Raw genomic sequence first — 24662 nt, 5'->3', positions numbered from 1 at the left:
CCATTTGCACGCCACTTTATTAGCCGTTCCGTATTCAGCCCGTCCGCATGTTCACCCTCTCCGATTTCGATTTCGCGCTGCCGCCCGAACTGATTGCACAAGTCGCGTTGCCCGAGCGCAGCGCAAGCCGCCTGCTCGAAGTGGACAGCCGGACTCAGCCGGCAACGCTCATCGACCGTCACTTTGCCGAACTGCCCGACTGTGTCGCGCCGGGCGATCTGCTGGTGTTCAACGACACGAAGGTGCTGAAAGCGCGCTTTCTCGGCCATAAATCGAGCGGCGGCAAGATCGAGGTGCTGATCGAGCGGCTCACCGGCGAACGCACCGCGCTTGCGCAAATCCGCGCGAGCAAGAGCCCGGCCGCGGGCACGCAAATACGTCTTGCCGACGCGTTCGACGTGACGGTCGGCGAGCGCGTCGAGCCGTTCTACACGCTGCATTTTCCGGCCGACTGCCTGACGCTGATCGAGCAGTACGGCCGGCTGCCGCTGCCGCCGTACATCGAGCACGACCCCGATGCAACCGATGAAACGCGCTACCAGACCGTCTACGCGCAAAATCCGGGCGCGGTCGCCGCGCCGACCGCCGGCCTGCATTTCGACGAAGCGCTGTTCGCGCGGCTCGATGCGCGCGGCGTCGAACGCGCGACGCTCACGCTGCACGTCGGCGCGGGCACGTTCCAGCCGGTGCGCGTCGAAAACATCGCGGAGCACAAGATGCACAGCGAGTGGTATCAGCTGCCGCAGTCGCTGGTCGACAAGATCGCCGCGACGCGTGCGCGCGGCGGCCGCGTGATCGCGGTCGGCACGACGTCGATGCGCGCGCTCGAAGCCGCCGCGCGCGATGCGGAAAGCGCCGGCCGGCCGCTCGCCGCGACGAGCGCGGAAACGGATATCTTCATCACACCGGGCTATCGCTTTCGTGTCGTTGACCGGCTCGTGACGAACTTCCATCTGCCGAAGTCGACGCTGCTGATGCTCGTGTCCGCATTCGCCGGCATCGATACGATTCGTGCCGCGTATACGCATGCAATCGAAGAACGATACCGTTTCTTCAGTTATGGCGATGCGATGTTGCTGACGCGCAGCGAAGCTGAGTGACGGCGGGCGTTCGTGCGGCATCTGCCTGAATTCAAACGTGTTTCATCGGCCACCGGATATCCTTCGGCGGGCCTCACTACTCAAAGCGCTGGACTGTTCTCCAGTGGCATAGGAGCTTCTCAATGACCGACGGTCATCATCGCAACGATCACACAAATCACGCCGATCACCCGGCGACAGCCCACACGCCGCCCGCCAACGGCCTCAAATTCGATCTGCTGAAAACCGACGGCCTCGCGCGCCGCGGCCGTCTAACGCTGAACCACGGCGTCGTCGAAACGCCGATCTTCATGCCGGTCGGCACCTACGGCACGGTCAAGGCGATCCAGCCGCGCGAACTCGAAGAAATCCGCGCGCAGATCATTCTCGGCAACACGTTTCACCTGTGGCTGCGCCCCGGCCTCGACACCGTCGCCGCGCACGGCGGCCTGCACAGCTTTATGGGCTGGAAGCGGCCGATCCTGACGGACTCAGGCGGCTTCCAGGTGTTCTCGCTCGGCGACCTGCGCAAGATCACCGAAGACGGCGTCACATTCGCGTCGCCGATCAACGGCGACAAGCTGTTTCTGTCACCGGAAGTCTCGATGCAGATCCAGAAAGTGCTGAATTCGGACATCGTCATGCAGTTCGACGAATGCACGCCGTACGCCACCAACGGCGTGCCAACCACGCGCGATGAAGCGGCCGCGTCGATGCGCATGTCGATGCGCTGGGCAAAACGCTCGATCGACGAATTCAACCGCCTGTCGAACCCGAATGCCCTCTTCGGCATCGTTCAGGGCGGCATGTTCGAGGATCTGCGCGACGAATCGCTGGCGGGCCTCGCCGAAATGGACTTCCACGGCCTCGCGATCGGGGGACTGTCGGTCGGCGAGCCGAAAGAGGACATGATGCGCGTGCTCGAACACGTCGCGCCGCGGCTGCCCGCGAACAAGCCGCACTATCTGATGGGCGTCGGCACGCCCGAGGATCTCGTGGCCGGCGTCGCAGCGGGGGTCGACATGTTCGATTGCGTGATGCCGACGCGCAACGCGCGCAACGGCTGGCTCTTCACGCGTTTCGGCGACATCAAGATCCGCAATGCAACGCACAAAAGTTCGCTGCGCCCGCTCGACGAGCAATGCGGCTGCTATACGTGCCGCCACTTCACGCGCGGTTACCTGCACCATCTGCATCGCGTCGGCGAGATTCTCGGCGCGCAATTGAATACGATCCACAACCTGCACTACTACCTCGAGCTGATGCAGGAAATGCGCGACGCGATCGACGGCGGCAACTTCACGGCGTTTCGCCAGCAGTTCCACGAGAATCGCGCGCGCGGCACCGATTAGAACGATGCCCGAGTGCCGCATAAAACTTTACAATTCACTTTCGAAACGGCATGCCGGTCGACGTATCCAATCCGTGTTACACGCGGGCCCAGATACATCCGTGCCATGCCGTCGCGTAAAGGGCCGGTGGTAGAATAATCGGCTGACTTTTTCTGATTGCTAAAAACGGAGAGACCGACGTGCCGAATTTCATTACCAACGCATTTGCGCAAGGCGGAGCCGCGGGGGGCGCCGAATCGAGCCTGATGAGCTTCCTGCCGCTGATTTTGATGTTCGCAGTGCTCTACTTCATCATGATCCGCCCGCAAATGAAGCGCCAGAAGGAGCATCGCAACATGCTCGCGGCGATGGCCAAAGGCGATGAAGTGGTGACGAACGGCGGTATTGTCGGCAAGATCACGAAAGTCGGCGACGCGTATGTCGGCGTCGAAATCTCGGAAGGAACGGAAATCACCGTGCAGAAGGCTTCGGTCACGACGATTCTCCCGAAAGGCACGATCAAATCGCTGTAACGCGACGATCTGCGCAACTAGAGCAAGACCCGCAAGGCCTGTCCCGAAGCCCCAGGTTGAAGCCGCTGCAGCTGAACGCGGCGTGGCCTTGCAAGCAACTGGCATCTTGCCGCCAACCGTCCGTTGGACCATCCCATGAATCGTTACCCCCTCTGGAAATATGCCGTGATGCTGGTGGCGCTCGCCATCGGCTTCCTGTACACGCTGCCCAACTTCTTCGGCGAAGCGCCGGCGGTGCAGGTGTCGAGCGGCAAGGCAACGGTCAAGCTCGATTCGGCCACGCTGTCGCAGGTCGAAGCGGCGCTGGCGGCGAGCCAGATCAAAGCCGACGACGTCACGTTCGATAATTCGACGTTGAACGCGAACATCCGCGTGCGCGTGGCCGATACGGACACGCAGCTGCGCGTGAAGGATCTGCTGCAGAAGTCGCTGAACAGCGACCCGTCGGATCCAACGTACGTCGTCGCGTTGAACCTGCAAAGCGCATCGCCGCACTGGCTGACTGCGCTGCACGCGTTGCCCATGTACCTCGGTCTCGATCTGCGCGGCGGCGTGCACTTCCTGCTGCAGGTCGACATGGCGGGCGCGCTGAACAAGAAACTCGATTCCGACGCGTCCGATGCGCGCACGCTGCTGCGTGACAACCGCATTCGCGACGGCGGCGTGAACCGCGTCGGCCAGTCGGTGGTCGCGAGCTTCGCGGACCAGAGCGTCGCCGAAGCGGCGCGCAAGCAACTGACCACAGCCGTCAGCGAACTGCAGTGGGCCACGCAACCGGCGCCGACCGGCGGCTGGCAGGTGGTCGGCACGTTCACGCCGGCCGTGGAAAAGGAAGTACAGGACGCCGCGCTCAAGCAGAACATCACCACGCTGCATAACCGCGTCAACGAACTGGGCGTCGCGGAACCGGTGATCCAGCAGCAGGGCAACGACCGCATCGTCGTCGAACTGCCGGGCGTGCAGGATACGGCCAAGGCGAAGGACATCATCGGCCGCACGGCGACGCTCGAAGCGCGCCTCGCCGACCCGGTCAACACCCATCCGAATCCGAACGACCCGGTGCCGCCGGGCGACGAGCTCTTCACGCAAGGCAACCAGGTGCCGGTGCTGCTGCGCAAGCAGATCATCTTCACCGGCGACCGCATTATCGACGCGTCGGCGGGCTTCGACGAGCATCAGCGTCCTTCCGTCAATCTCCGCCTGGACTCGGCGGGCGGCCGCGCGCTGCGCGCGGTGTCGCGCGACAACATCGGCAAGCCGATGGCGATGGTGCTGTTCGAAAAGGGCAAGGGTCAGGTGCTGACGGTCGCAACGATCCAGTCGGAACTCGGCGACCGCTTCCAGATTACCGGCCAGCCGACGCCGCAAGCGGCAGCCGACCTCGCGCTGCTGCTGCGCGCCGGCTCGCTCGCCGCGCCGATGGACATCATCGAGGAACGCACGATCGGCCCGAGCCTCGGCGCCGACAACATCAAGAAGGGCTTCGATTCGGTCGTCTACGGCTTTATCGCGATCGCCGCCTTCATGATCGCGTACTACATGCTGTTCGGCCTGATCTCCATGATCGCGCTGTCGGTGAACCTGCTGCTGCTGATCGCGATCCTGTCGATGCTGCAGGCCACGCTGACGCTGCCGGGTATCGCCGCTATCGCGCTCGCGCTCGGTATGGCAATCGACGCGAACGTGCTGATCAACGAGCGCGTGCGCGAAGAGCTGCGCAACGGCGCACCGCCGCAACTTGCAATCCAGAACGGCTACGCGCATGCATGGGCGACCATTCTCGATTCGAACGTCACGACCCTGATTGCCGGCCTCGCGCTGCTCGCGTTCGGTTCCGGCCCGGTGCGCGGCTTCGCGGTCGTGCACTGTATCGGCATTCTGACGTCGATGTTCTCGGCCGTGTTCTTCTCGCGCGGCCTCGTGAACCTCTGGTACGGCGGCAAGAAGAAGCTGAAGTCGCTCGCGGTCGGCCAGGTATGGCGGCCGGCAACGGCGACGGCCGGCGGCGCTGCTGCGTACCTCGAAGACGATACCTCGGGCGACGACGCCGTCACGGCCACCGCGCGCAGCGCGAACGTGCCGGCGCCCGCTTCCACGGCCAAACGCAAAGCAGCCGCGAAGGGGTCCGCCGGCGCGCAGGCCAACGCGGGCAAACCAACGGTACGCCGCCGCAATGCGCCCGGCACGCCAACCGCCAGCGACACGCCGAAGAAACCGGGTTCAACCCGCTGACGCCCGGAGAACGAGACCATGGAATTTTTCCGCATCCATAAAGACATCCCGTTCATGCAACGGGCGTTGATCTTCAACGCGATTTCGCTGATCACGTTTATCGCCGCCGTGTTTTTCCTCGTGCACCGCGGCCTGCACCTGTCGATCGAATTCACGGGCGGCACGGTGATCGAAGTGCAGTATCCGCAAGCCGCGCAGCTCGAACCGGTGCGCGACACGCTGACGAAGATCGGCTACGCCGACGCGCAGGTGCAGAACTTCGGCACGTCGCGCGACGTGCTGATCCGCCTGCCGTTGAAGCAGGGTCTGAGTTCGGCACAGCAAAGCGATCAGGCAATGGCCGCGCTGAAGGCCGACAACGCGCAGGTGCAGTTGCAGCGCGTCGAGTTCGTCGGGCCGCAGGTCGGCAAGGAACTCGCCACCGACGGCCTGCTCGCGCTCGCGTGTGTAGTGGCAGGTATCGTGATCTACCTGTCGTTCCGCTTCGAATGGAAGTACGCCATCGCGGGCGTGATCGCGAACTTGCACGACGTCGTGATCATTCTCGGCTTCTTCGCGTTCTTCCAATGGGAATTCTCGCTGTCGGTGCTTGCGGCCGTGCTTGCGGTGCTCGGCTACTCGGTCAACGAGTCGGTGGTTATCTTCGACCGGATTCGCGAGACGTTCCGGCGCGAACGCAAGATGTCGGTGATGGAAGTGATCAACCACGCCATCACGAGCACGATGTCGCGAACCATCATCACGCACGGCTGTACGCAGATGATGGTGCTGTCGATGTTCCTGTTCGGCGGCCCGACGCTGCACTACTTCGCGCTCGCGCTGACCGTCGGTATTCTGTTCGGTATCTACTCGTCGGTGTTCGTCGCGGCGGCGCTCGCGATGTGGCTCGGCGTGAAGCGTGAAGATCTCGTGAAGGAAAAGAAGGAACGCCACGATCCAAACGATCCGAACGCGGGCGCGCAAGTCTGATCGCGGCACGCTTGCGCTGCAATTTTCTTCGGCAGAAAGGCCGGTTCAAATTGAACCGGCCTTTTTTCTTTTGGTACCCGCCTGGCAGTCACCGAACTACTGCTTGATCCCTTCGGCCTGGATATGCAGCACAGTCGCCATATTGAAGCCCTGCTTCTGCCCGAGATTGATGCCGTAGTCCGCGCGGTCGAACTTCGCGGTCGCATCGACGCCGCAGACCTCGCGCTTGAGCATCGGGTGCTGCATGCACTTGAACGAGACGACCCGCAGATTCAGCGGCTTCGTCACGCCGTGCAGCGTGAGATCGCCGATCACCTCGACCGGTTTGTCGCCGTCGAAGCGGATCTGCGTGCCCTTGTAGACCGCCGTCGGATACTTCGCGACGTCGAGCAGCTCGTCGGAACGCGCATGCTCGTCGAGCTTCGGATTGCCGGTCTGGATCGACGACGTATCGATCGTCACGTCGACCGTCCCGGTTTTCGCCGCGCGATCGACCGTCACGGTTCCCGCCGACTTCGTGAACTTCCCGCGCCATACGGACAAGCCGCCCATATGATCGGTTTCGAAGCTCGGAAACGTGTGATTGGGATCGAGCTGATACGTATCGGTGGCCGCCGCTGCGTCGAGCGGAAGCAAAGCCGAAACCGCAAGCGCCGCGACGGCGCCGACCAAGCATGTCTTCCTCACCTTTGTTCTCCTTTTTTCAGGCGCGATGCACGAACGCGCGCGCCGATGCCGATCGCTGTCTTCTACATCTCGATACCTCTTACTCCACTTCCTGCAGTTTTATTTCCCCGCACCAACGAAGTGAAACTTGATGACGACATCGTCGGCCACCACCGACGTGTCTTTCCATTCGCCGAGCCCGATGTCGTATTGCGAGCGCCTGATCGTCAGCGCACCGTCGAACACATGCGCCGCGCCCTGCGTCGTCACGGTCACTGGCACGACCACCGTCTGCGACTTGCCTTTGATCGTCAGCTTGCCGGTGACGTTGAACTTGTCCGCGCCAGCGGGTGCAATCGCGCTCGAGACGAAGGTCGCGCCCGGGAAGCGCTTCGTGTCGAACCAGTCCTTGCCGCGCACTTCGTCGTTATAGGTTTCGTCGCCGAGGTCGTAGCTCGTCATATCGACGTCGACCTTCGCGCTGCCCGCGGCCGGCTGCGCCGGATCGAACGCAAGCTGCGCAGAAAATTTGGTGAACTTGCCTTCGACGGGCACATTCATCTGCTTCGACGTCGCGGTGATCGTGCTATGCGCCACGTCGATCTGCGCGTGTGCGTCGCGCGCCGTCAGCGCAAACGGCATGGCGGCCGCAGCCGCCATCGCGATGCTGAAGTATCTGGCCGATGCGGCGACCCTGATCCGTGTGAACGAGGCTTTCACTGGTTGTCCTTATTTGAGGAAAGGGATCATGCGCGACAGCAGCCCGTCGCGATCGAGCCACTGATGCTTGAGCGCGGCCGCGATGTGCAGTACGACAAGCACGAGCAACGTGTAGTTGAGCGCGATATGCACGTTCTTCAGCACCGTCTTGAGCACGGGGTCGGGCGCGATCAGCCGCGGCAACGGCACGAGCCCGAGATACACCACCTGCACATTGGCCGCCGAACTGTAGAGATATCCGGACACCGGAATCACCACCATCAGCACGTACAACGCGAGGTGCGTGGCCTGCGCGGCCATGCGCTGCCAGGCGGGCATGCCTGCGGGCAGCGGCGGCGCCGCATGCGTCGTACGCCACACGATACGCAGCACGACTAACGCAAATACCGTAACGCCAATCCACTTGTGCCACGAGAAGTAACGCAGCTTCGTCGGCGTAAAGCCGGGAATATCGGTCATCACCCAGCCGAGCGAAAAGCCGCAAACGATCAGCACTGCGATCAGCCAGTGAAAAGCGATGGCCGTGCGCGTGTAGCGCAGGCTGGTTGCGCGTCCGGCAAACGACGAGAGATGTGCCACGGCAGGCCTCCCGTACAAGGAATCGCGAGATTGAAATTAAACGACATGGCCGCGCCCGTTATTCCCGTCGATGCGTGTCGCATCGCGTGCAGCCTCGCATCTTTTATCGTGGACGCGCCCTCGCGTCATGCTACTCCACCCTACGGGCTTCCATGCAAGCGTCCCGAACCTATCGCGGCGCGGTCCGGAATTTGCTATTACGGCTCGGGCCCGATGGGAAACACCGCAGCCTCGTACCATGCGGCGATACCGGTGCAGTACGGCGGAGTGACGGGAACACCCGCGGCGACCAACACAAGCCACGCAAGCACGCGACACGTCACCTCCGGCCGCTGCCACCCTATGCGGTGACGGCGAAGCGCCTTTGATACTATGTCGCCAGGTTTTTGTGGCCCGCCCGTGGAGAGCGGCGCGAACGCAAGCGCCGCCGACCGCCGAACTCTTAACGTTTTGCTCTTGCCTGCATGGAACAAGACCGCCTGATTGCATGCCACGACTGCGATGCGCTGTTTCAGAAGCCGCGCCTCGGCCGGCGGCGCCTCGCGCGTTGCCCGCGCTGCGGAGCCGTGCTGTACGGCAGTTCGACGGGACGCCTCGACCCGATCTGCGCGATGACGATGGCCGCGCTCATCACCTTCCTGATCGCGCAGACCTTTCCGATTATCGAGCTCGAAGCCAACGGCATCACCTCGCAGGCGAGCCTGTTCGGCGCCATCGAAGTGCTGTGGACCCAGGACATGCAGATCGTCGCCGTCATGGTGTTCTGCTCGACGATCCTCTTTCCTCTGACCGAACTGCTCGCGCTGCTGTACGTGCTGCTGTCGGTGCGCGCGGGCTATGTGCCGCTGGCGTTTCATCAGGTCATGCGCGCGATCCAGTTCGTGCGGCCGTGGGGCATGATCGAGGTGTTCATGCTCGGCACGCTCGTCACGATCGTCAAAATGACGAGCGTGGCGCGCGTGATTCCCGAGGCGGCGCTCTTTGCTTTCGGCGCGCTGACACTGATGTTCGCGGTGGTCGTGACGTTCGAGCCACGCACGCTGTGGGACATCGCCGATACGCTGACGCGGCACAAAACGCGACAGACGCGGCGCCGTATGCGGCGCACGAAAAACCTCGGCAAGCCCACCGCACGGCAGCCGGGTAGCAGCGGCACGGCGGGCACAACGGGCACGGCGGCGTCCACGCCGCGCAGGGGATGAGCGCCCGATGAAATACCTGACGGCCTCGCGCGCCGGTCTGATCTCGTGCCATGCATGCGGACGCGTGCAGAAGCGCGTTCGTTTCGCGAGCGCGGATCATGCGCCGCAACGCTGCGAACGGTGCGGCGCGCCGATGCACCGGCGCAATCCGGATAGTCTGATGCGCACGTGGGCGCTGCTGATCGCCGCCGCGGTGCTCTACATTCCGGCAAATCTGCTGCCCGTGCTGCACACCACATCGCTGGTCGGCACCGAGAACGACACGATCATGAGCGGCGTCGTCTATTTCTGGACGTCGGGCGACTGGCCGCTGGCGATCATCGTGTTCGTCGCGAGCATTCTCGTACCGATGATGAAGCTCACGGTGCTCGCGCTGCTCAGCATCACCACGCAGCGCCGTTCGCGCTGGCGGCCGCACGAGCGCACCGCGCTATATCGCATGGTCGAGCGGATCGGACGCTGGTCGATGCTCGACATCTTCGTCATCACGCTGACCGTCGCGCTGGTGCGCTTCAAGTCGCTCGCCGAAATTACCGCGGGGCCCGGCGCGATCGCGTTCGGCTCGGTCGTCATCCTGACGATGCTCGCGTCGATGCAATTCGATCCGCGCCTGATCTGGGACAACATCGAGACCGGCCCACCGCCGCGCCGCCGACCGAGCACGAACACGAACAACAACGACAGCACGACTTCCCCTTCGAAGGCCTCACAGGACTCCCAGGACACGCCCCATGAATAGTCCACAAGACCCGACGCCGCCCGACGCGCCGCGCCACGATCCGACCGGACCGGACGTACCCGAGCCCGATATCGACGCGCGCCGCCGCTGGCTGCCGTCGCTCGTGTGGGTAATTCCGCTGATCGCCGCGCTGATAGGCGTCGCGCTCGTAATCCAGTCGGTCTACCAGAAAGGCCCGACCATCACGATCAGCTTCAGCTCCGCGGAGGGGCTCGAGCCGGGCAAGACGAAGGTCAAGTACAAGGACGTCGACATCGGCTACGTGAAGCAGATCAAGCTGTCGAACAATCATTCGCGCGTGCTCGTCTATGTGCAGCTGTCGAAGGAAGCCGACGACTTCGCGGTGAAGGACAGCCGCTTCTGGGTCGTCAGGCCGCGGATCGGCGCTAGCGGCGTGACGGGTTTGAGCACGCTGCTGTCGGGCTCGTATATCGGCGTCGATGGCGGGCGTTCGACCGAGACGCAGACTGAATTCGTCGGACTCGAAGCGCCGCCGGCCGTCACGGTCGACCAGAAGGGGCGGCAGTTCACGCTGCGCGGCGAGTCGCTCGGCTCGATCGATATCGGCTCGCCCGTCTACTACCGGCGCGTGCAAGTCGGCCAGGTCACGGGCTTTTCGCTCGACAAGGACGGCACCGGCGTGACGGTGCAGGTGTTCGTCAATGCGCCGTTCGACCAGTATGTCGGCACGAATTCGCGCTGGTGGCATGCGAGCGGCGTCGACTTGCGGCTCGATTCGAGCGGCTTCAAACTCAATACGCAGTCGCTTGCGACGGTGATCGTCGGCGGTCTCGCGTTCCAGTCGCCGCCGGGCCAGGCAGTCGGCGTGCAGGCGCCGAACAATATGACGTTCCGCCTCGGTGACGACGAAAGCGATGCAATGCGCGAGCCCGACGGCGAACCGGTGCGCGTCGTAATGAACTTCAACCAGTCGCTACGCGGGCTGTCGGTCGGCGCGCAGGTGGACTTCCGCGGTATCGTGCTCGGCCAGGTGACGAGTATCGGCGTCGAATACGATCCGAAGATCCGCAACTTCACGATGCCGGTCACGATGAACCTGTATCCGGACCGTCTGCGCCGCCGCACGCGCGAAGCGCTGCCGGCGCCGGGCACGCCGTCCAGCAACGATCTGCTGCAGGCGCTCGTCAGGCACGGGCTGCGCGGCCAGCTGCGCACCGGCAACCTGATCACGGGCCAGCTGTATATCGCGCTCGACATGTTCCCGAACGCGCCGAAGGCAACCGTCGACGTAGCGGCCGATCCGCTCGAGCTGCCGACCATGCCGAATTCGCTCGACGAACTGCAGCTGCAGATCGCGGACATTGCGAAGAAGCTCGACAAGGTGCCGTTCGACCAGATCGGCACGAACGTGAACGCCGCGCTCAAGCATGCGGACAAGCTGTTCTCGCAGCTCGACACGGAACTGCTGCCGCAGGCGCGCGACACGCTCACGGCCGCCAAGCAGACTTTCGGCTCGGCCGAGCAGACGCTGCAGCAGGATTCGCCGCTGCAATCCGACGTCCACCAGGCGCTGCAGGAGCTGACGCGCACGCTGCAGTCGCTGAACGCGCTGTCCGATTATCTGGAGCGCCACCCCGAATCGCTCGTCCGCGGAAAACCAGGAGATCAAAAATGACGTTTGCGTGGCTCACCCGTTCGTTGCGTGCGCCGCGCGGCACGGCGGCGCGATCCGGTTCCGGCGGCGAGGCGGCTGTTGCGATTACAGCCAAGGCCAGGGCTACGACGACGGCCGCGGCCGGCGTGTTGTGTGCGCTGGCGCTGGCCGCGTGCTCGTCGCCGTCGAGCCGGTTCTACACGCTCTCCACCGGCGATACGTCCGCGCCTACCGCCGCGACAGCAGCTGTCGCGAATCCGGCGTTTCTGATTGAAGTGACGCCGGTCGATGTGCCGCCGCAGGTTGCCAAGAACCAGTTCGTCGTCCAGAACAGCAACAACCAGGTGAGCGTGCTCGAAGAGGAGCGCTGGGCGTCGCTGCCGGGCGATGAAATCCGCCGCGCGCTGTCGAACTCGCTGACGCGGCAGCTGGGCACGTTCGACGTATTCGGTACGCCGTATCCGGACCGCGTGCCGGTCTATCGGGTCAAGGTGAACGTGCAGCGCTTCGAGTCGTGGCCCGGTTCGCATGCGCTGATCGATGCCGTCTGGAGCGTGCGCGCGGTGCGCACGCAGGCGCTTCTAACGTGCCGTACGGTGGCAAGCGTACCGGTCGTCGCCGGCTACGATGCGCTCGCCATCGGACATCAGCGCGCGGTCCAGCAGATTTCGAACGAAATCGCCGACGCGGTGCGCACGCTTTCCGCGAATCCGGCGAAGGGTGCAACGCCCGCGTGTCCGACGGCGTCGGTGCAGGCGGCGCCGACGGCAGTGGCTCCGCCAAAGGCGGGCGCGGGCAGTTGAAGCAACTGAAGCAGCGGATATCGCCGACGCGACACGGCGTGCGGATATCCGCCGGCTTCAGCACAAGGTGATGCTTCTCTACTTCGGGCGCGGCGACCGCGAGCACTGAGGCCCGGTCGCCGATGCAGATACGCCGGCCGCACGGCGCTCACGTATCCGTCGACTTCGGCCCGCGCGGCGCCGATACAACGCGATTTCCGCAGAGCCACGGCCTCGCCAAGCCCGGAGCCCGACCGCGTACAATGGCGGCTTACTCCACGCCCGACGCGTTCCGATCCGCGTCCAACGCCCTGCGGCCCGCTCCATGTCTTTCGATTTTTTTGTCCCCTGCCCACGCGGCCTCGAAGCCGCGCTTGCCGCCGAACTCGCCGAGATTGCCGCGAAGCATCTGAACGGCGCGCCGTTCACCGCGGGCGCGCAGGTGCCCGGCGGCGTGCACTTTCGCGGCGGCTGGGCGGCCGGCATGGCCGCCAATCTGCATTCGCGTATTGCGAGCCGCGTGCTGCTGAAAATCGCGCAGCGGCCGTACCGCAACGAACAGGACGTCTATGCGCTCGCGCTCGAGCAACGCTGGGAGCAATGGTTTTCGGCGAATGAAACGTTGCGCGTCGACGTGACCGCGATCAAGTCGCCGCTGCGCAGCCTCGAGTTCGCTACGCTGCGGGTCAAGGACGCGATCTGCGATCGCCTGCGCGACGTCAGCGGCGCGCGGCCGAGCATCGACACCGGCGCACCCGACGTGCGCGTGTTCGCGTTTCTCACCGCCACCGAATGCACGCTGTATCTCGACACATCGGGCGAGCCGCTCTTCAAGCGCGGCTGGCGCCTCGACAAGGGCGCCGCGCCGCTGCGCGAGAACCTCGCCGCCGGCATTCTGCGGCTGACGGGCTGGACGCCGGGCACGCCGCTCTATGACCCGATGTGCGGCAGCGGCACGTTCCTCGCCGAAGCGGCGCAGGTCGCATTGAACATCGCGCCGGGAGCCGACCGGCGTTTCGGCTTCGAGAAGCTCAAGCAATACGACGTCAGCGTCTGGCAAGCAATGAAGGTCGCGGCGCAGGACGTCAAACGCGCCGCGCGTGCCGATGCGAGGCGCGGTGACCTGCAAATTTACGGCAGCGACATCTCCGGCGACATGCTTGAAAAGGCGCGCGCAAACTTCGACCGCGCGGGCTTTTCAGGGCTGCCGCTCAAGCAGGTCGACGCGCGCGGCATGACGCCGCCGACGGACGCCGCAGGCATTCTGGTCGCGAATCCGCCGTACGGCGAGCGCATCGAAGTGCGCGGCCGCGGCCCGCGCGGCGAGGTTCGTGCGCCAAGCCGCGATCGCGAGAACCGCGACGATCGTGACGAACGGTTTCATCGCACGCATTCGGATACGCCGGACAGCGAGTTTTTCCAGTCGCTCGGCGATGCGTTGAAGCAGCGCTTTACCGGTTGGCACGCGTTCGTTCTGACGTCCGATCGCAAACTGCCGGGTCAGCTTCGGCTACGCGAATCGGCGAAGACGCCGCTTTTCAACGGCGCGCTCGAATGCCGGCTGTTCCGTTTCGATCTCGTCGCCGGCAGTGTCAAGCAGAAGCCCGCCGCGTCCGCGGAGTAATTGCGGGGATTCTGCTTCTGGTTGGTGTGCAGCAACCGCAGCAACCGGTCGATTGATGCACACCGAACCGTATCGCTCACTCGACCGACTTCACCATATCCTCGATCACCTTCTTCGCATCGCCGAAGACCATCATCGTCTTGTCCATGTAGAAGAGATCGTTGTCGAGGCCCGCGTAGCCGGCCGCCATCGAGCGCTTGTTGACGATCACGGTGCGCGCCTTGTACGCCTCGATGATCGGCATGCCCGCGATCGGCGACTTCGGATCGTTCTTGGCCGCCGGATTCACCACGTCGTTCGCGCCGAGCACGAGCACGACATCGGTCTGGCCGAACTCGTTGTTGATGTCGTCCATCTCGAAGACGAGGTCGTACGGCACTTCCGCCTCGGCAAGCAGCACATTCATATGCCCCGGCATGCGGCCCGCAACCGGGTGGATCGCATAACGCACGTCGATGCCCTTTTCGACGAGCTTGTCGGTCAGCTCCTTTAACGCATGCTGCGCGCGCGCAACGGCAAGCCCATAGCCCGGCACGATCACCACCGTCTCCGCGTTGCCGAGCATGAACGACGCGTCTTCCGCCGAGCCCGACTTCACGGGCCGCTGCTCCTGCGCGCCGCCCGCGGCCGCCGCGCCTGGTTCCGCGCCGAAGCCGCCGAGAATCACATTGAAGAACGAGCGGTTCATCGCCTTGCACATGATGTAAGACAGAATCGCACCCGATGAACCCACCAGCGAGCCCGCGATGATCAGCATCGCGTTGTTCAGCGAGAAACCGATGCCCGCGGCCGCCCAGCCCGAGTACGAGTTCAGCATCGACACGACGACCGGCATATCGGCGCCGCCGATCGGAATGATGATCAGCACGCCGAGCACGAACGCGATCAGCGTCATGATGACGAACGGCAGCCACGACTGCGTCAGAAAGAAGATGATGCCGAAGCCGATCATTGCGAGCGCGAGCAGCAGGTTGATCGTGTGCTGGCCCGCGTAGACCACCGGCGCGCCCTGGAACAGGCGGAACTTGTACTTGCCCGACAGCTTGCCGAACGCGATGACCGAACCCGAGAACGTGATCGCGCCGACGAAGGTGCCGATAAAGAGCTCGATGCGGTTACCGTACGGCAGGAAGTTCGGATACGGCGCACCCTCGGCCGTGAGACCGAACGCGGCCGGCTCCGACACGACCGCGTAGGCGATGCACACGGCCGCAAGACCGATCAGCGAGTGCATCGCGGCGACCAGTTCCGGCATCTTCGTCATCTCGACACGCGCGGCGATAAACGCACCGATCGCGCCGCCGACTACAAGCCCGCCGAACAGCAGACCGAGCCCGAGCGGCAAGTCGGCGCCGAGCAGCGCCGCCTGCTTGACGATCAGCGCGATGGTCGTGACGATCGCGATCGCCATGCCGACCATGCCGAACAGATTGCCCGCGCGTGCGCTTTTCGGATTCGACAGGCCCTTCAACGCCTGGATGAAGCACACCGACGCAACGAGGTAGAGCAGCGTAACGACGTTCAGGCTCATTTATGCGCCCTCCTTGCCCGGAGCGGCGAGCTTCTTTGGCTCCTTCTTCCTGAACATCTCGAGCATGCGCCGTGTGACGAGAAAGCCGCCGAACACATTGACGGCCGCGAGCGCGACCGCGATCGTGCCGAAGAACTTGCCCGGCCCGACCGTCAGCCCCGCCGCGAGCATCGCGCCGACAATCACGATCGCCGAGATCGCGTTGGTCACCGCCATCAGCGGCGTGTGCAGCGCGGGCGTGACGTTCCAGACCACGTGATAGCCGACGTAGATCGCCAGCACGAAAATGATCAGGTTGATCACCGTGTGGTTGATGACTTCCATCGCTGATTCTCCTTGTGCGTCTTCAAGCGTTCTTGTGCGTTCAAGCGTTCGTTTTGCGGTGCTGGAACAGTACTTGTACGGTTACGGGCCGATGGCTGCGATCAGGCCGCGATCAGGCTGCGCGCACGACCGCGCCGTCGCGCACGAGCAGCGTGGCCGCGACGATATCGTCGGCAAGATCGATGTTGAGCGCGCCTTCCTTCGTGACGATCAGCTTCAGGAAGTCGAGCAGGTTGCGCGCGTACAGCGACGACGCGTCCGCAGGCACCATCGATGCGAGGTTCGTGTAACCGACAAGCGTCACGCCATGCTTGACGACAACCTGGTCCGCTTCGGTCAGCGGGCAGTTGCCGCCGCGTCGTCCTGCCTCGCCTTCGACTTCCGCGCCACGTCCCGCCGCGAGGTCGATCAGCACGGAGCCGGGCTTCATCGACTGCACGGTGTCCGTCGAAATCAGCGTCGGCGCCGCGCGTCCCGGAATCAGGGCTGTCGTGATCACGATGTCGGCCTGCCGCGCGCGTTCGTGAACGAGCGCCGCCTGGCGCGTGAGCCACGACGGCGGCATCGGCCGCGCGTAGCCGCCGACGCCTTCGGCCGCTTCGCGTTCCTCATCGGTTTCGTAGGGCACATCGAGAAATTTCGCGCCGAGCGATTCGATCTGCTCTTTCACCGCGGGCCGCACATCGGATGCTTCGATCACGGCGCCAAGGCGCTTCGCGGTCGCAATGGCCTGCAGGCCCGCGACGCCCGCGCCGAGTATCAGCACGCGCGCCGCCTTCACGGTGCCGGCCGCGGTCATCAGCATCGGCATGAAGCGCGGATAGAGATCCGCGGCAAGCAGCACCGCCTTGTAACCGGCAATATTCGCCTGCGACGACAGCACGTCGAGGCTTTGCGCGCGCGTCGTGCGCGGCGCGGCTTCGAGCGCGAAGGCGGTGACGCCCGTTGAGGCAAGGCGCGCGGCATTCTCCGCGTTGAACGGATCGAGCATGCCGACCAGCGTCGCGCCGCGCTTGATCAGCGGCAGCTCGGCTTCGGTGGGCGACTGGACTTTGAGAACGAGATCGGCGGCGAAGGCAGTGGCCGCATCGGCAATTTCGGCGCCGACAGCGGAAAATGCGTCGTCCGGAAAGCTGGCGGGCACGCCGGCGCCGCTTTGTACCGTCACGCGATGGCCCTGCGACACGTACTTTTTGACCGTCTCGGGCGTCGCGGCGACGCGGGTTTCGTAGGCGCGCGTCTCGGCTGGCACTCCGATGTGCATCGTGAACTCCTCCTCGACCTTCTTGTTTGACGGACTTGCCGACGAGGGCTCGCCGGCTTGCTCAATGCATCGGCTACTGTGTCACTTTAACCGAATCCCCAGCGCGCGCATTAAATTTGTCGGCTGATAGGGCGTAGGGGAAAGCCACAGGTCTTCACGCGCCCGCGCGAGGCCCTTGCAGGCCTGCGGCGGCCCTCACCCGCCATTCGCCGGCGCTCGCAAGTCCGCGCACCGGTTGGGCGGCGAAACCTCAGAAACGGTAAAATGTCGGCCCATGAAACCGGAAACCTGGGCTCCGCATGTGACGGTCGCGGCCGTCGTCGAACGCGACGGGCGCTTTCTCGTCGTCGAGGAACATACGTCCGCCGGGCTGCGGCTCAATCAGCCGGCCGGCCACCTCGAAACGGGCGAAACACTCGCCGAAGCGGTGGTTCGCGAGACCCTCGAGGAAACCGCGCATCCGTTCACGCCCGAGGCGCTGATCGGCGTCTATATGACGCATTGGGCGCGCCCGGACAGCGATGGCACGACGTACCTGCGCTTCACGTTCTGCGGGTCGGCAGGCGCCGTCACCGATCGCGCACTCGACCCCGACATCGTCCGCACGCTGTGGATGACCGCCGACGAGCTGCGCGCATGTACCGAACGGCATCGCACGCCGCTCGTCATGCGCTGCATCGACGATTACCTCGCGGGCAAGCGTTTCCCGCTCGACTTCGTGCACACGCATTCGGTCGGGCCTCCCCGATAAAGAAAGCAGCAGGCACAAAGAGATGAGCAAGCAGAAAGTCGTAGTAGGCATGTCGGGCGGCGTCGATTCGTCGGTCACTGCGTGGCTGCTGAAGGAACAGGGCTACGACGTGGTCGGCCTTTTCATGAAGAACTGGGAAGACGACGACGACAGCGAATACTGTTCGACGCGAGAGGACTGGATCGACGTCGTATCGGTGGCCGACCTGATCGGCATCGACGTCGAGGCGGTCAACTTTGCCGCCGAATACAAAGACCGTGTTTTCGCCGAATTCCTGCGCGAATACTCGGCCGGCCGCACACCGAATCCGGACGTGCTGTGCAACGCCGAAATCAAGTTCAAGGCATTCCTCGATCACGCGATGTCGCTCGGCGCGGAAACCATCGCGACGGGGCACTACGCGCGCGTGCGCGAAATCGACGGCCGTTTCGAACTGCTGAAGGCGAAAGACCATACGAAGGACCAGTCGTACTTCCTGCACCGGTTGAACCAGGCGCAACTGTCGAAGACGCTGTTTCCGCTCGGCGAAATTCCGAAAACGAAGGTGCGCGAGATCGCTGAACAGATCGGCCTGCCGAACGCGAAGAAGAAGGATTCGACCGGCATCTGCTTTATCGGCGAGCGGCCGTTCCGCGACTTCCTGAACCGTTATCTGCCGACGAAGCCCGGTCCGATGAAAACGACCGACGGCAAGCTCGTCGGCGAGCATATCGGCCTTGCGTTCTATACGTTCGGCCAGCGCAAGGGCATTGGTCTGGGCGGCAGCAAGGACGGCAGCGGCGAACCGTGGTTCGTCGCGGGCAAGGATATTCCGACCAACACGCTCTTCGTCGCGCAGGGGCACGACCATCCGTGGCTGCTCAGCGAAACGCTCGTCGCCGGCAATACGAGCTGGGTCGCGGGCGAGCCGCCGGCCGAAGGCTTCGCGTGCGGCGCGAAAACGCGTTACCGGCAAGCCGATGCGGCGTGCACGTTCTCGCGCGTCGGCGTGTCGCCAAGCGCAGCGCAAGGTTCTTCGCAGCAAGGTTCGCAGCACAGCGCGCAACAAGCTCTCTTCTCGCTGCACTTCGACGATGCGCAATGGGCTGTCACACCGGGGCAATCCGCCGTGCTCTACGATGGCGACATCTGTCTTGGCGGCGGCATCATCGAACACGCGGTAACCGCGCAGCCTCAGCCTGCCACGCAAGCGCCGCGCGACGCGGCGCTTGCCGCGCGCTGACCACGCTCCACGCCCTCACCCCCGCAGCGGATTCCGTTCGCATGGCGACGAACGATCCCGCCGCGGCGCATTCATAGCAACGGAGTCCCCATGTTTTCTCGACGTTATCTGGCGATGTGGTGCGCGGTGCTTGTCACCGCGACCTGCGCGGCGCTCGCGGCCGTGTCGCTTATCTCGTGGTTCTGGCTTGTCGTGCCCGCGCTGTTCGTTGCGCTTGGCGCATGGGATCTCACGCAAAAACGGCACGCGATCCTGCGCAACTATCCGCTGTGGGGACATTTCCGCTTCCTGTTCGAATTCATCCGGCCCGAGATCCGCCAGTATTTCGTCGAAGGCGACACCGATGAAAAGCCGTTTTCGCGCGTGCAGCGCAGCATCGTCTATCAGCGCGCGAAGAACGAAACCGACAGCCGCCCTTACGGCACCGAAGTCGATGTGAAAGCGGTCGGCCACGAATGGATCAGCCACTCGCTCGCGCCGACGCAGCTCGACGATCACGACTTCCGCATCACGGTCGGCGAAGGGCGTGAGCAGCCGTATTCGATGTCGATCTTCAATGTGTCGGCGATGAGCTTCGGCTCGCTGTCGGCGAACGCGATTCGCGCGCTCAATCTCGGCGCGAAGAAAGGCGGCTTCGCGCACGACACCGGTGAAGGCTCGATGTCGAAGTATCACCGCGAGCACGGCGGCGACATCATCTGGGAGATCGCGTCGGGTTACTTCGGCTGCCGGAACGACGACGGCACCTTCAACCCGGACAAGTTCGCGAAGCAGGCACGCGACCCGCAGGTGAAGATGATCGAGATCAAGCTGTCGCAAGGCGCGAAGCCGGGCCACGGCGGCGTGCTGCCGGCCGCGAAGATCACGCCGGAAATCGCTGAGACGCGCGGCGTGCCGATGGGCCGCGACTGCGTGTCGCCGGCCTCGCACTCGGAGTTCTCGACGCCGCGCGAGCTGCTCGAATTCGTCGAACAACTGCGCACGCTGTCCGGCGGCAAGCCGACCGGCTTCAAGCTGTGCATCGGGCATCCATGGGAATTCTTCGGTATCGCGAAGGCGATGCTGGAAACGGGCATCCTGCCGGACTTTATCGTGGTCGACGGCGCGGAAGGCGGCACGGGCGCGGCACCGCTCGAGTTCACCGATCATATCGGCGTGCCGCTGCAGGAAGGGCTGCTGCTCGTGCGCAATACGCTCGTCGGCATCGGGCTGCGCCACAAGATTCGCATCGGCGCGAGCGGCAAGATGATTACCGCGTTCGATATCGCGAAGACGCTCGCGATCGGCGCGGACTGGGTCAACGCGGCGCGCGGCTTTATGTTCGCGGTCGGCTGCATCCAGGCGCAAACCTGCCATACCGGACGCTGCCCGACCGGCGTCGCGACGCAAGACCCGGTGCGCCAGCGCGCGCTGATCGTGTCCGACAAGTCCGATCGCGTGTTCAACTATCACCACAACACGCTGCATGCGCTCAAGGAAATCGTGCAGGCCGCCGGGCTGCGGCATCCGGCGGATTTGCGGCCGCATCATATCGTGCGGCGCGTGTCGTCGTATGAGGTGCGGCTGATGTGCGATCTACTGAAGTACCTCGAGCCGAACGATCTGCTCAACGGCACCTACCGCTACACGCTGTATGAGAAATGGTGGCCGGTCGCGACCAGCGATTCGTTCACGCCGGAAGTGTCGAGCGTTGCGGCTTGACAGCAGAAGGCGGCGTGCGTGCGTTTATCGACGCAGCCGCCGCTTCTTTGGTCCTTACTCCGTCAGCACCGTGTCGATGAACGACTGCCGCTGCGACAGCTTCTGGTAGTGCTTGTCCAGATTCGGATGCAGCTCGCGCCAGTTCAGCGCCGGCATTCTGAAGTCGATATAGCTGAGCGCGCAGCCCACCGAGATATCGGCCAGCGTGTAGTGATTACCGGTGCACCACGGCTTGCTTCCCAGGCCTTGCGACATCGCGACGAGACCCTCGTCGACCTTGCGGCGCTGCCGCTCGACCCAGTTCTCGCTACGCTGATCCGGCGTGCGCAACACGCCTTCGAGCCGCGCAAGCACGGCGGCGTCCATGATGCCGTCCGCGAGCGCCTCCCAGCAGCGCACTTCGATGCGCTCGCGCCCCTGTTGCGGAATCAGTTTGCCGACCGGCGACAGCGTATCGACGTATTCGCAGATCACGCGCGAATCGAAGACGGCCTCGCCGTCTTCCATCACGAGGCATGGCACCTTGCCGATCGGGTTGAACGTGTGGATAGTCGTCTCATCCGACCACGGGTTCTCGAGCACCAGTTTGTAGTCGATCTTTTTTTCTGCGAGCACAATCCGCGCTTTGCGGACAAACGGGCTCGTCAGTGAACCGATGAGTTTCATCACTTCTTCTGCCTCTTCTCGTTTTCTTGATTGGCCGAAAGTATACGTGGAATGGCGTCGTTTCAAGGGTCGCGGCCCGATCCTGTAAGCGGTGCCGGGCTGCTTGTGGGCGGATTGCAACAATTCGCGCCATACGCGCTGCGCATTGCAATGTCTTATAGAGCGCTACAATCGCACGATGAACCTGCCGACCGAATCCTCCCTCGATCCGACAGCGGCCGTCGCCGTCTACCGTCAACGGCGCGAGCGCGTGCTGGCCGCACTGCGCGCAGCGGGCGGCGGTGTCGCGATCGTACCGACCGCGCCCGAAGTGCTGCGCAACCGCGACGCCGACTACCCGTACCGGCACGACAGCTACTTCTACTATCTGACCGGCTTTACCGAACCCGAAGCGCTGCTCGTGCTCGATGCGAGCGCGGCGCCCGATGCGCCCGCGGCCATCCTGTTCTGCCGCGAGAAGAACGCGGAGCGCGAGACGTGGGAAGGCTTCCGCTACGGTCCGGAAGGCGCGCGCGATGCGTTTGGCTTCGATGCCGCGTTTCCGTTCGACGAGCTCGACACGCATGTGCCGCGCATCATTGCGGACAAGCCTGCCCTGCACTATGCGCTCGGCGTATCGCCGGAACTCGACGCGCAGGTGCGTCTATGGCTCGACGCGGTGCGCGCGCGCTCGCGCAGCGGCGTCGTGGCGCCGACTGCGGTACATGACCTGCTGCCGGTGCTCGACGAGATGCGTCTTTTCAAGGACAGCCACGAGCTGGCCGTGATGCGCCGCGCCGCACAGATTTCCGCGCTCGCGCATCGCCGCACGATGGCCGTATGCCGGCCGGGTATGCGCGAATACGAACTCGAAGCGGAGCTGCTTTACACGTTTCGCAAGTACGGCGCGCAAGCGCCGGCGTACGGATCAATCGTTGCGGCCGGCGCGAACGCCTGCGTGTTGCACTATCCGGCCGGCAACGCGATCGCGCGCGACGGCGATCTGATTCTGATCGACGCCGCCTGCGAACTCGACGGCTACGCATCCGACATCACGCGCACGTTTCCGGCCAACGGCCGCTTCAGCGCCGCGCAGCGGGAGTTGTACGACATCGTGCTCGCCGCGCAGCAGGCGGCGATCGATGCGACGCGCGCCGGTGTGAGCTTCGATGCACCGCATGAAGCCGCGGTGCGCGTGCTCGCGCAAGGGCTGCTCGATACCGGCATCATCGGGCGCGACCGTTATGCCACCGTCGACGACGTGATCGAGCAGCGCGCGTATGCGCGGTTTTATATGCATCGGACCGGGCATTGGCTCGGGATGGATGTGCATGACTGCGGCGATTACCGTGAGAGAAGCGGGGAAAGAAGCGGTGAGAGAAGCGGTGAAGGCAGCGTTAATGGAAGTGCGGCGCCAGACGGTCAGAAAATGCCGCCGTGGCGCACGCTGGCGCCGTCGATGACGCTCACGATCGAGCCTGGTCTCTATGTTCGTGCCGCTGAAGACGTGCCGGAAAAATACTGGAACATCGGCATCCGCATCGAAGACGACGCGGTCGTCACCGCGACCGGCTGTGAGCTGCTCACACGCGACGTACCCGTCGACGCTGACGAGATCGAAGCGTTAATGCGCGACGCGCAAGCGGTGCAAGATACTGCGCTTGCTGCGCCCGGCGCCGCATGAGCGAGGCGAATGTGGATCAGGGGCAGCATACGCCAAGTCATGGGTTTCAGACGGGCGAGCGGCCAGGCTCGAACACCGTAAGCCTTCCGCAGCAAAACCAGCCGTTCGACTTCGACGTGACGATAGTCGGTGCGGGTCCGGTCGGGCTCGCGCTCGCGGGCTGGCTCGCGCGGCGCAGCGCGACGCGCGCGCTGTCGATTGCGCTGATCGACGCTCGCGAGCCGGAAGACGCGGCATCCGATCCGCGCTCGATCGCCGTGTCGCAAGGCAGCCGGATGATACTCGAGCCGCTGCGCTGGCCCACCGATGCGACCGCGATTCATCGCATTCACGTCTCGCAGCGCGGACACTTCGGCCGCACGCTGATCGACCACGCCGAGCACGGGCTGCCGGCGCTCGGCTACGTGCTGCGCTACGGCTCGATCGTGCACGCGCTCGCGCAGGTCGTGCAGACGACGCCCGTGCACTGGTTCAAATCGACGACCGCGCGGCCGCCCGTGCAGGAAGACGACGGCGTGACGCTGCATATCGAAAGCACTGGCCCGGCCCACGCGCCGCGCACGCTGCGTACGCGTCTGCTGGTCAGCGCCGAAGGCGGCCTCTTTCACGAACAGCAGGCGGCTCGCGGCGGCGGCACGCGCGACTATGGGCAAACGGCGCTCGTCGGCACGGTCACCGTGTCGACGCCGCGGCCGCATGTCGCATGGGAACGCTTCACCTCGCAAGGGCCGATCGCGCTGCTTCCGGTAGGCGGTGTGCGCGGCGCCGACTATGCGCTCGTCTGGTGCTGCGCGCCCGAAGAAGCGGCACGCCGGGCGCAACTGCCCGACGACGCGTTTCTGCACGAACTCGGCGTCGCGTTCGGCGAGCGGATGGGCCGCTTTACGCACATTCGCGGACGTGCGGCATTTCCGCTCGGTCTCAATACCGTCGACGCGCTCGTGAACGGCCGCGTCGTCGCGATCGGTAACGCCGCGCAGACGCTGCACCCGGTCGCCGGGCAAGGGCTCAACCTCGGTCTGCGCGACGCGCATGCGCTGGCCGACGCGCTGTCGCAACACGGTGCGTCGCCGCTCGCGCTGGCGGCGTTCGCGCGCAGCCGCGCGCTCGACCGGCGACTCACGATCGGCGCCACCGATACGCTCGCACGTCTCTTCACGTTCGACTTTCCCGCGCTTGGCCCGCTGCGCGGCCTCGCGCTGACTGCGCTTGAATTCGTGCCGCCTGTGAAAACGGCGCTCGCACGGCAGATGATGTTCGGGCAACGGCGCTAGCGCCAGCGTCGCCAATTGCGGCAGGCGGGCGGCGCGTTTGCGGGAGCGTGGCCGCACACTTCGTGCACCGATCGCGCTAGTGTGTGCCTGTGCACGCGTCCATTTGCATGGTACTGCATCGGAAATAACGCCTGTCGGCGCGTGTGCGTTCTATGACAGAGCGCACTTTCATAGAAGATTTAACGGCTTATCACG

Annotated in this window: 22 protein-coding genes; 15 read left to right on the top strand and 7 right to left on the bottom strand. The window is 64.4% G+C overall.

The genetic code is table 11. The annotated features are described in order from the left end of the window. Positions 1–47 precede the first annotated feature (47 nt). The 5 genes from queA (at position 48) to secF (ending at position 6144) form a co-directional block, all read left to right on the top strand. The gene (gene queA / locus KZJ38_RS04635; protein WP_219798988.1) at positions 48–1100 is read left to right on the top strand and encodes a tRNA preQ1(34) S-adenosylmethionine ribosyltransferase-isomerase QueA; all 1053 of its coding nucleotides are present in this window, start codon (positions 48–50) and stop codon (positions 1098–1100) included. A 122-nt stretch (positions 1101–1222) separates the two neighbouring features. After that, on the top strand, positions 1223–2431 hold the full coding sequence (gene tgt / locus KZJ38_RS04630) for a tRNA guanosine(34) transglycosylase Tgt (RefSeq protein ID WP_219798987.1): 1209 nt from the start codon (positions 1223–1225) through the stop codon (positions 2429–2431). Between the two features lie 245 nt (positions 2432–2676). Continuing rightward, positions 2677–2943, top strand: a complete 267-nt coding sequence (gene yajC, locus KZJ38_RS04625) for a preprotein translocase subunit YajC (RefSeq protein WP_246641727.1) — start codon at positions 2677–2679, stop codon at positions 2941–2943. A gap of 135 nt (positions 2944–3078) precedes the next feature. Continuing rightward, positions 3079–5175 (top strand): protein translocase subunit SecD, encoded by a 2097-nt coding sequence (secD, locus tag KZJ38_RS04620; RefSeq protein ID WP_219798985.1) that lies wholly within the window; start codon positions 3079–3081, stop codon positions 5173–5175. Positions 5176–5193: 18 nt separating this feature from the next. After that, positions 5194–6144: a protein translocase subunit SecF gene (gene secF, locus KZJ38_RS04615; RefSeq protein ID WP_219798984.1), complete on the top strand. Its 951-nt coding sequence runs from the start codon at positions 5194–5196 to the stop codon at positions 6142–6144. Positions 6145–6240: 96 nt separating this feature from the next. On the opposite strand, the gene KZJ38_RS04610 is transcribed toward secF, so the two are convergent. From KZJ38_RS04610 to KZJ38_RS04600, 3 genes are all read right to left on the bottom strand, one after another. Continuing rightward, positions 6241–6831 (bottom strand): YceI family protein, encoded by a 591-nt coding sequence (locus tag KZJ38_RS04610; RefSeq protein ID WP_425518322.1) that lies wholly within the window; start codon positions 6829–6831, stop codon positions 6241–6243. Between the two features lie 99 nt (positions 6832–6930). After that, the gene (locus KZJ38_RS04605; RefSeq protein ID WP_425518321.1) at positions 6931–7530 is read right to left on the bottom strand and encodes a YceI family protein; all 600 of its coding nucleotides are present in this window, start codon (positions 7528–7530) and stop codon (positions 6931–6933) included. Positions 7531–7539: 9 nt separating this feature from the next. After that, positions 7540–8109 carry a cytochrome b gene (locus KZJ38_RS04600; protein WP_219798983.1) on the bottom strand — a complete coding sequence of 190 codons (570 nt, stop codon included), beginning with the start codon at positions 8107–8109 and terminating at the stop codon, positions 7540–7542. Positions 8110–8573: 464 nt separating this feature from the next. Here KZJ38_RS04600 and KZJ38_RS04595 point away from each other — a divergent pair, with 464 nt between their 5' ends. From KZJ38_RS04595 to KZJ38_RS04575, 5 genes are all read left to right on the top strand, one after another. Further along, complete coding sequence (locus KZJ38_RS04595) at positions 8574–9311, top strand: paraquat-inducible protein A (protein ID WP_219798982.1); 738 nt, start codon at positions 8574–8576, stop codon at positions 9309–9311. A gap of 7 nt (positions 9312–9318) precedes the next feature. Then, positions 9319–10050 carry a paraquat-inducible protein A gene (locus tag KZJ38_RS04590; protein WP_219798981.1) on the top strand — a complete coding sequence of 244 codons (732 nt, stop codon included), beginning with the start codon at positions 9319–9321 and terminating at the stop codon, positions 10048–10050. After that, the gene (locus KZJ38_RS04585; RefSeq protein ID WP_219798980.1) at positions 10043–11686 is read left to right on the top strand and encodes a PqiB family protein; all 1644 of its coding nucleotides are present in this window, start codon (positions 10043–10045) and stop codon (positions 11684–11686) included. Before KZJ38_RS04590 ends, KZJ38_RS04585 begins: the two co-directional genes overlap by 8 nt. Then, a complete protein-coding gene (locus KZJ38_RS04580; RefSeq protein WP_219798979.1) occupies positions 11683–12468 on the top strand; it encodes a PqiC family protein in 786 nt (261 codons plus the stop codon). The genes KZJ38_RS04585 and KZJ38_RS04580 overlap by 4 nt, the downstream gene beginning before the upstream one ends. A gap of 304 nt (positions 12469–12772) precedes the next feature. Further along, positions 12773–14071, top strand: a complete 1299-nt coding sequence (locus KZJ38_RS04575) for a THUMP domain-containing class I SAM-dependent RNA methyltransferase (RefSeq protein ID WP_219798978.1) — start codon at positions 12773–12775, stop codon at positions 14069–14071. A 76-nt stretch (positions 14072–14147) separates the two neighbouring features. Here the strand turns inward: KZJ38_RS04575 and KZJ38_RS04570 are convergent, their stop codons facing one another. The 3 genes from KZJ38_RS04570 to KZJ38_RS04560 form a co-directional block, all read right to left on the bottom strand. After that, on the bottom strand, positions 14148–15602 hold the full coding sequence (locus tag KZJ38_RS04570) for an NAD(P)(+) transhydrogenase (Re/Si-specific) subunit beta (RefSeq protein ID WP_219798977.1): 1455 nt from the start codon (positions 15600–15602) through the stop codon (positions 14148–14150). After that, positions 15603–15926: an NAD(P) transhydrogenase subunit alpha part 2 gene (locus KZJ38_RS04565; protein WP_219798976.1), complete on the bottom strand. Its 324-nt coding sequence runs from the start codon at positions 15924–15926 to the stop codon at positions 15603–15605. Positions 15927–16038: 112 nt separating this feature from the next. Continuing rightward, on the bottom strand, positions 16039–17190 hold the full coding sequence (locus KZJ38_RS04560; RefSeq protein WP_219798975.1) for a Re/Si-specific NAD(P)(+) transhydrogenase subunit alpha: 1152 nt from the start codon (positions 17188–17190) through the stop codon (positions 16039–16041). A gap of 274 nt (positions 17191–17464) precedes the next feature. Here KZJ38_RS04560 and KZJ38_RS04555 point away from each other — a divergent pair, with 274 nt between their 5' ends. From KZJ38_RS04555 to KZJ38_RS04545, 3 genes are all read left to right on the top strand, one after another. Further along, the gene (locus KZJ38_RS04555) at positions 17465–17941 is read left to right on the top strand and encodes an NUDIX hydrolase (RefSeq protein WP_219798974.1); all 477 of its coding nucleotides are present in this window, start codon (positions 17465–17467) and stop codon (positions 17939–17941) included. 22 nt (positions 17942–17963) lie between these two features. Next, the gene (gene mnmA, locus KZJ38_RS04550) at positions 17964–19163 is read left to right on the top strand and encodes a tRNA 2-thiouridine(34) synthase MnmA (protein WP_219798973.1); all 1200 of its coding nucleotides are present in this window, start codon (positions 17964–17966) and stop codon (positions 19161–19163) included. A 90-nt stretch (positions 19164–19253) separates the two neighbouring features. After that, positions 19254–20864 (top strand): FMN-binding glutamate synthase family protein, encoded by a 1611-nt coding sequence (locus tag KZJ38_RS04545; protein ID WP_219798972.1) that lies wholly within the window; start codon positions 19254–19256, stop codon positions 20862–20864. 54 nt (positions 20865–20918) lie between these two features. On the opposite strand, the gene KZJ38_RS04540 is transcribed toward KZJ38_RS04545, so the two are convergent. Beyond that, positions 20919–21530: a glutathione S-transferase gene (locus KZJ38_RS04540; RefSeq protein WP_219798971.1), complete on the bottom strand. Its 612-nt coding sequence runs from the start codon at positions 21528–21530 to the stop codon at positions 20919–20921. A gap of 178 nt (positions 21531–21708) precedes the next feature. On the opposite strand from KZJ38_RS04540, the gene KZJ38_RS04535 reads away from it, so the two are divergent. Together KZJ38_RS04535 and KZJ38_RS04530 are read left to right on the top strand one after the other, a co-directional pair. Continuing rightward, complete coding sequence (locus KZJ38_RS04535) at positions 21709–23193, top strand: aminopeptidase P N-terminal domain-containing protein (protein WP_219798970.1); 1485 nt, start codon at positions 21709–21711, stop codon at positions 23191–23193. Beyond that, entirely contained in the window at positions 23190–24467 is a 1278-nt protein-coding gene (locus KZJ38_RS04530; RefSeq protein WP_219798969.1) for a UbiH/UbiF/VisC/COQ6 family ubiquinone biosynthesis hydroxylase, read from the top strand. Before KZJ38_RS04535 ends, KZJ38_RS04530 begins: the two co-directional genes overlap by 4 nt. The last annotated feature ends 195 nt before the right edge of the window (positions 24468–24662 follow it).

It is taken from the genome of Paraburkholderia edwinii (genome assembly GCF_019428685.1).
Classification (GTDB): domain Bacteria; phylum Pseudomonadota; class Gammaproteobacteria; order Burkholderiales; family Burkholderiaceae; genus Paraburkholderia; species Paraburkholderia edwinii.
The sequence above is the reverse complement of the archived record's forward strand: the minus strand, read 5'-3'. Positions and strand labels throughout refer to the sequence as shown.

Excerpts from the sequence above, each read along its gene's own strand:
- queA (WP_219798988.1), top strand. The coding sequence starts at position 48 with ATGTTCACCCTCTCCGATTTCGATTTCGCGCTGCCGCCCGAACTGATT.
- tgt (WP_219798987.1), top strand. The coding sequence starts at position 1,223 with ATGACCGACGGTCATCATCGCAACGATCACACAAATCACGCCGATCAC.
- yajC (WP_246641727.1), top strand. The coding sequence starts at position 2,677 with ATGAGCTTCCTGCCGCTGATTTTGATGTTCGCAGTGCTCTACTTCATC.
- secD (WP_219798985.1), top strand. The coding sequence starts at position 3,079 with ATGAATCGTTACCCCCTCTGGAAATATGCCGTGATGCTGGTGGCGCTC.
- secF (WP_219798984.1), top strand. The coding sequence starts at position 5,194 with ATGGAATTTTTCCGCATCCATAAAGACATCCCGTTCATGCAACGGGCG.
- KZJ38_RS04595 (WP_219798982.1), top strand. The coding sequence starts at position 8,574 with ATGGAACAAGACCGCCTGATTGCATGCCACGACTGCGATGCGCTGTTT.
- KZJ38_RS04590 (WP_219798981.1), top strand. The coding sequence starts at position 9,319 with ATGAAATACCTGACGGCCTCGCGCGCCGGTCTGATCTCGTGCCATGCA.
- KZJ38_RS04585 (WP_219798980.1), top strand. The coding sequence starts at position 10,043 with ATGAATAGTCCACAAGACCCGACGCCGCCCGACGCGCCGCGCCACGAT.
- KZJ38_RS04580 (WP_219798979.1), top strand. The coding sequence starts at position 11,683 with ATGACGTTTGCGTGGCTCACCCGTTCGTTGCGTGCGCCGCGCGGCACG.
- KZJ38_RS04575 (WP_219798978.1), top strand. The coding sequence starts at position 12,773 with ATGTCTTTCGATTTTTTTGTCCCCTGCCCACGCGGCCTCGAAGCCGCG.
- KZJ38_RS04570 (WP_219798977.1), bottom strand. The coding sequence starts at position 15,602 with ATGAGCCTGAACGTCGTTACGCTGCTCTACCTCGTTGCGTCGGTGTGC.
- KZJ38_RS04565 (WP_219798976.1), bottom strand. The coding sequence starts at position 15,926 with ATGGAAGTCATCAACCACACGGTGATCAACCTGATCATTTTCGTGCTG.
- KZJ38_RS04560 (WP_219798975.1), bottom strand. The coding sequence starts at position 17,190 with ATGCACATCGGAGTGCCAGCCGAGACGCGCGCCTACGAAACCCGCGTC.
- KZJ38_RS04555 (WP_219798974.1), top strand. The coding sequence starts at position 17,465 with ATGAAACCGGAAACCTGGGCTCCGCATGTGACGGTCGCGGCCGTCGTC.
- mnmA (WP_219798973.1), top strand. The coding sequence starts at position 17,964 with ATGAGCAAGCAGAAAGTCGTAGTAGGCATGTCGGGCGGCGTCGATTCG.
- KZJ38_RS04545 (WP_219798972.1), top strand. The coding sequence starts at position 19,254 with ATGTTTTCTCGACGTTATCTGGCGATGTGGTGCGCGGTGCTTGTCACC.
- KZJ38_RS04540 (WP_219798971.1), bottom strand. The coding sequence starts at position 21,530 with ATGAAACTCATCGGTTCACTGACGAGCCCGTTTGTCCGCAAAGCGCGG.
- KZJ38_RS04535 (WP_219798970.1), top strand. The coding sequence starts at position 21,709 with ATGAACCTGCCGACCGAATCCTCCCTCGATCCGACAGCGGCCGTCGCC.
- KZJ38_RS04530 (WP_219798969.1), top strand. The coding sequence starts at position 23,190 with ATGAGCGAGGCGAATGTGGATCAGGGGCAGCATACGCCAAGTCATGGG.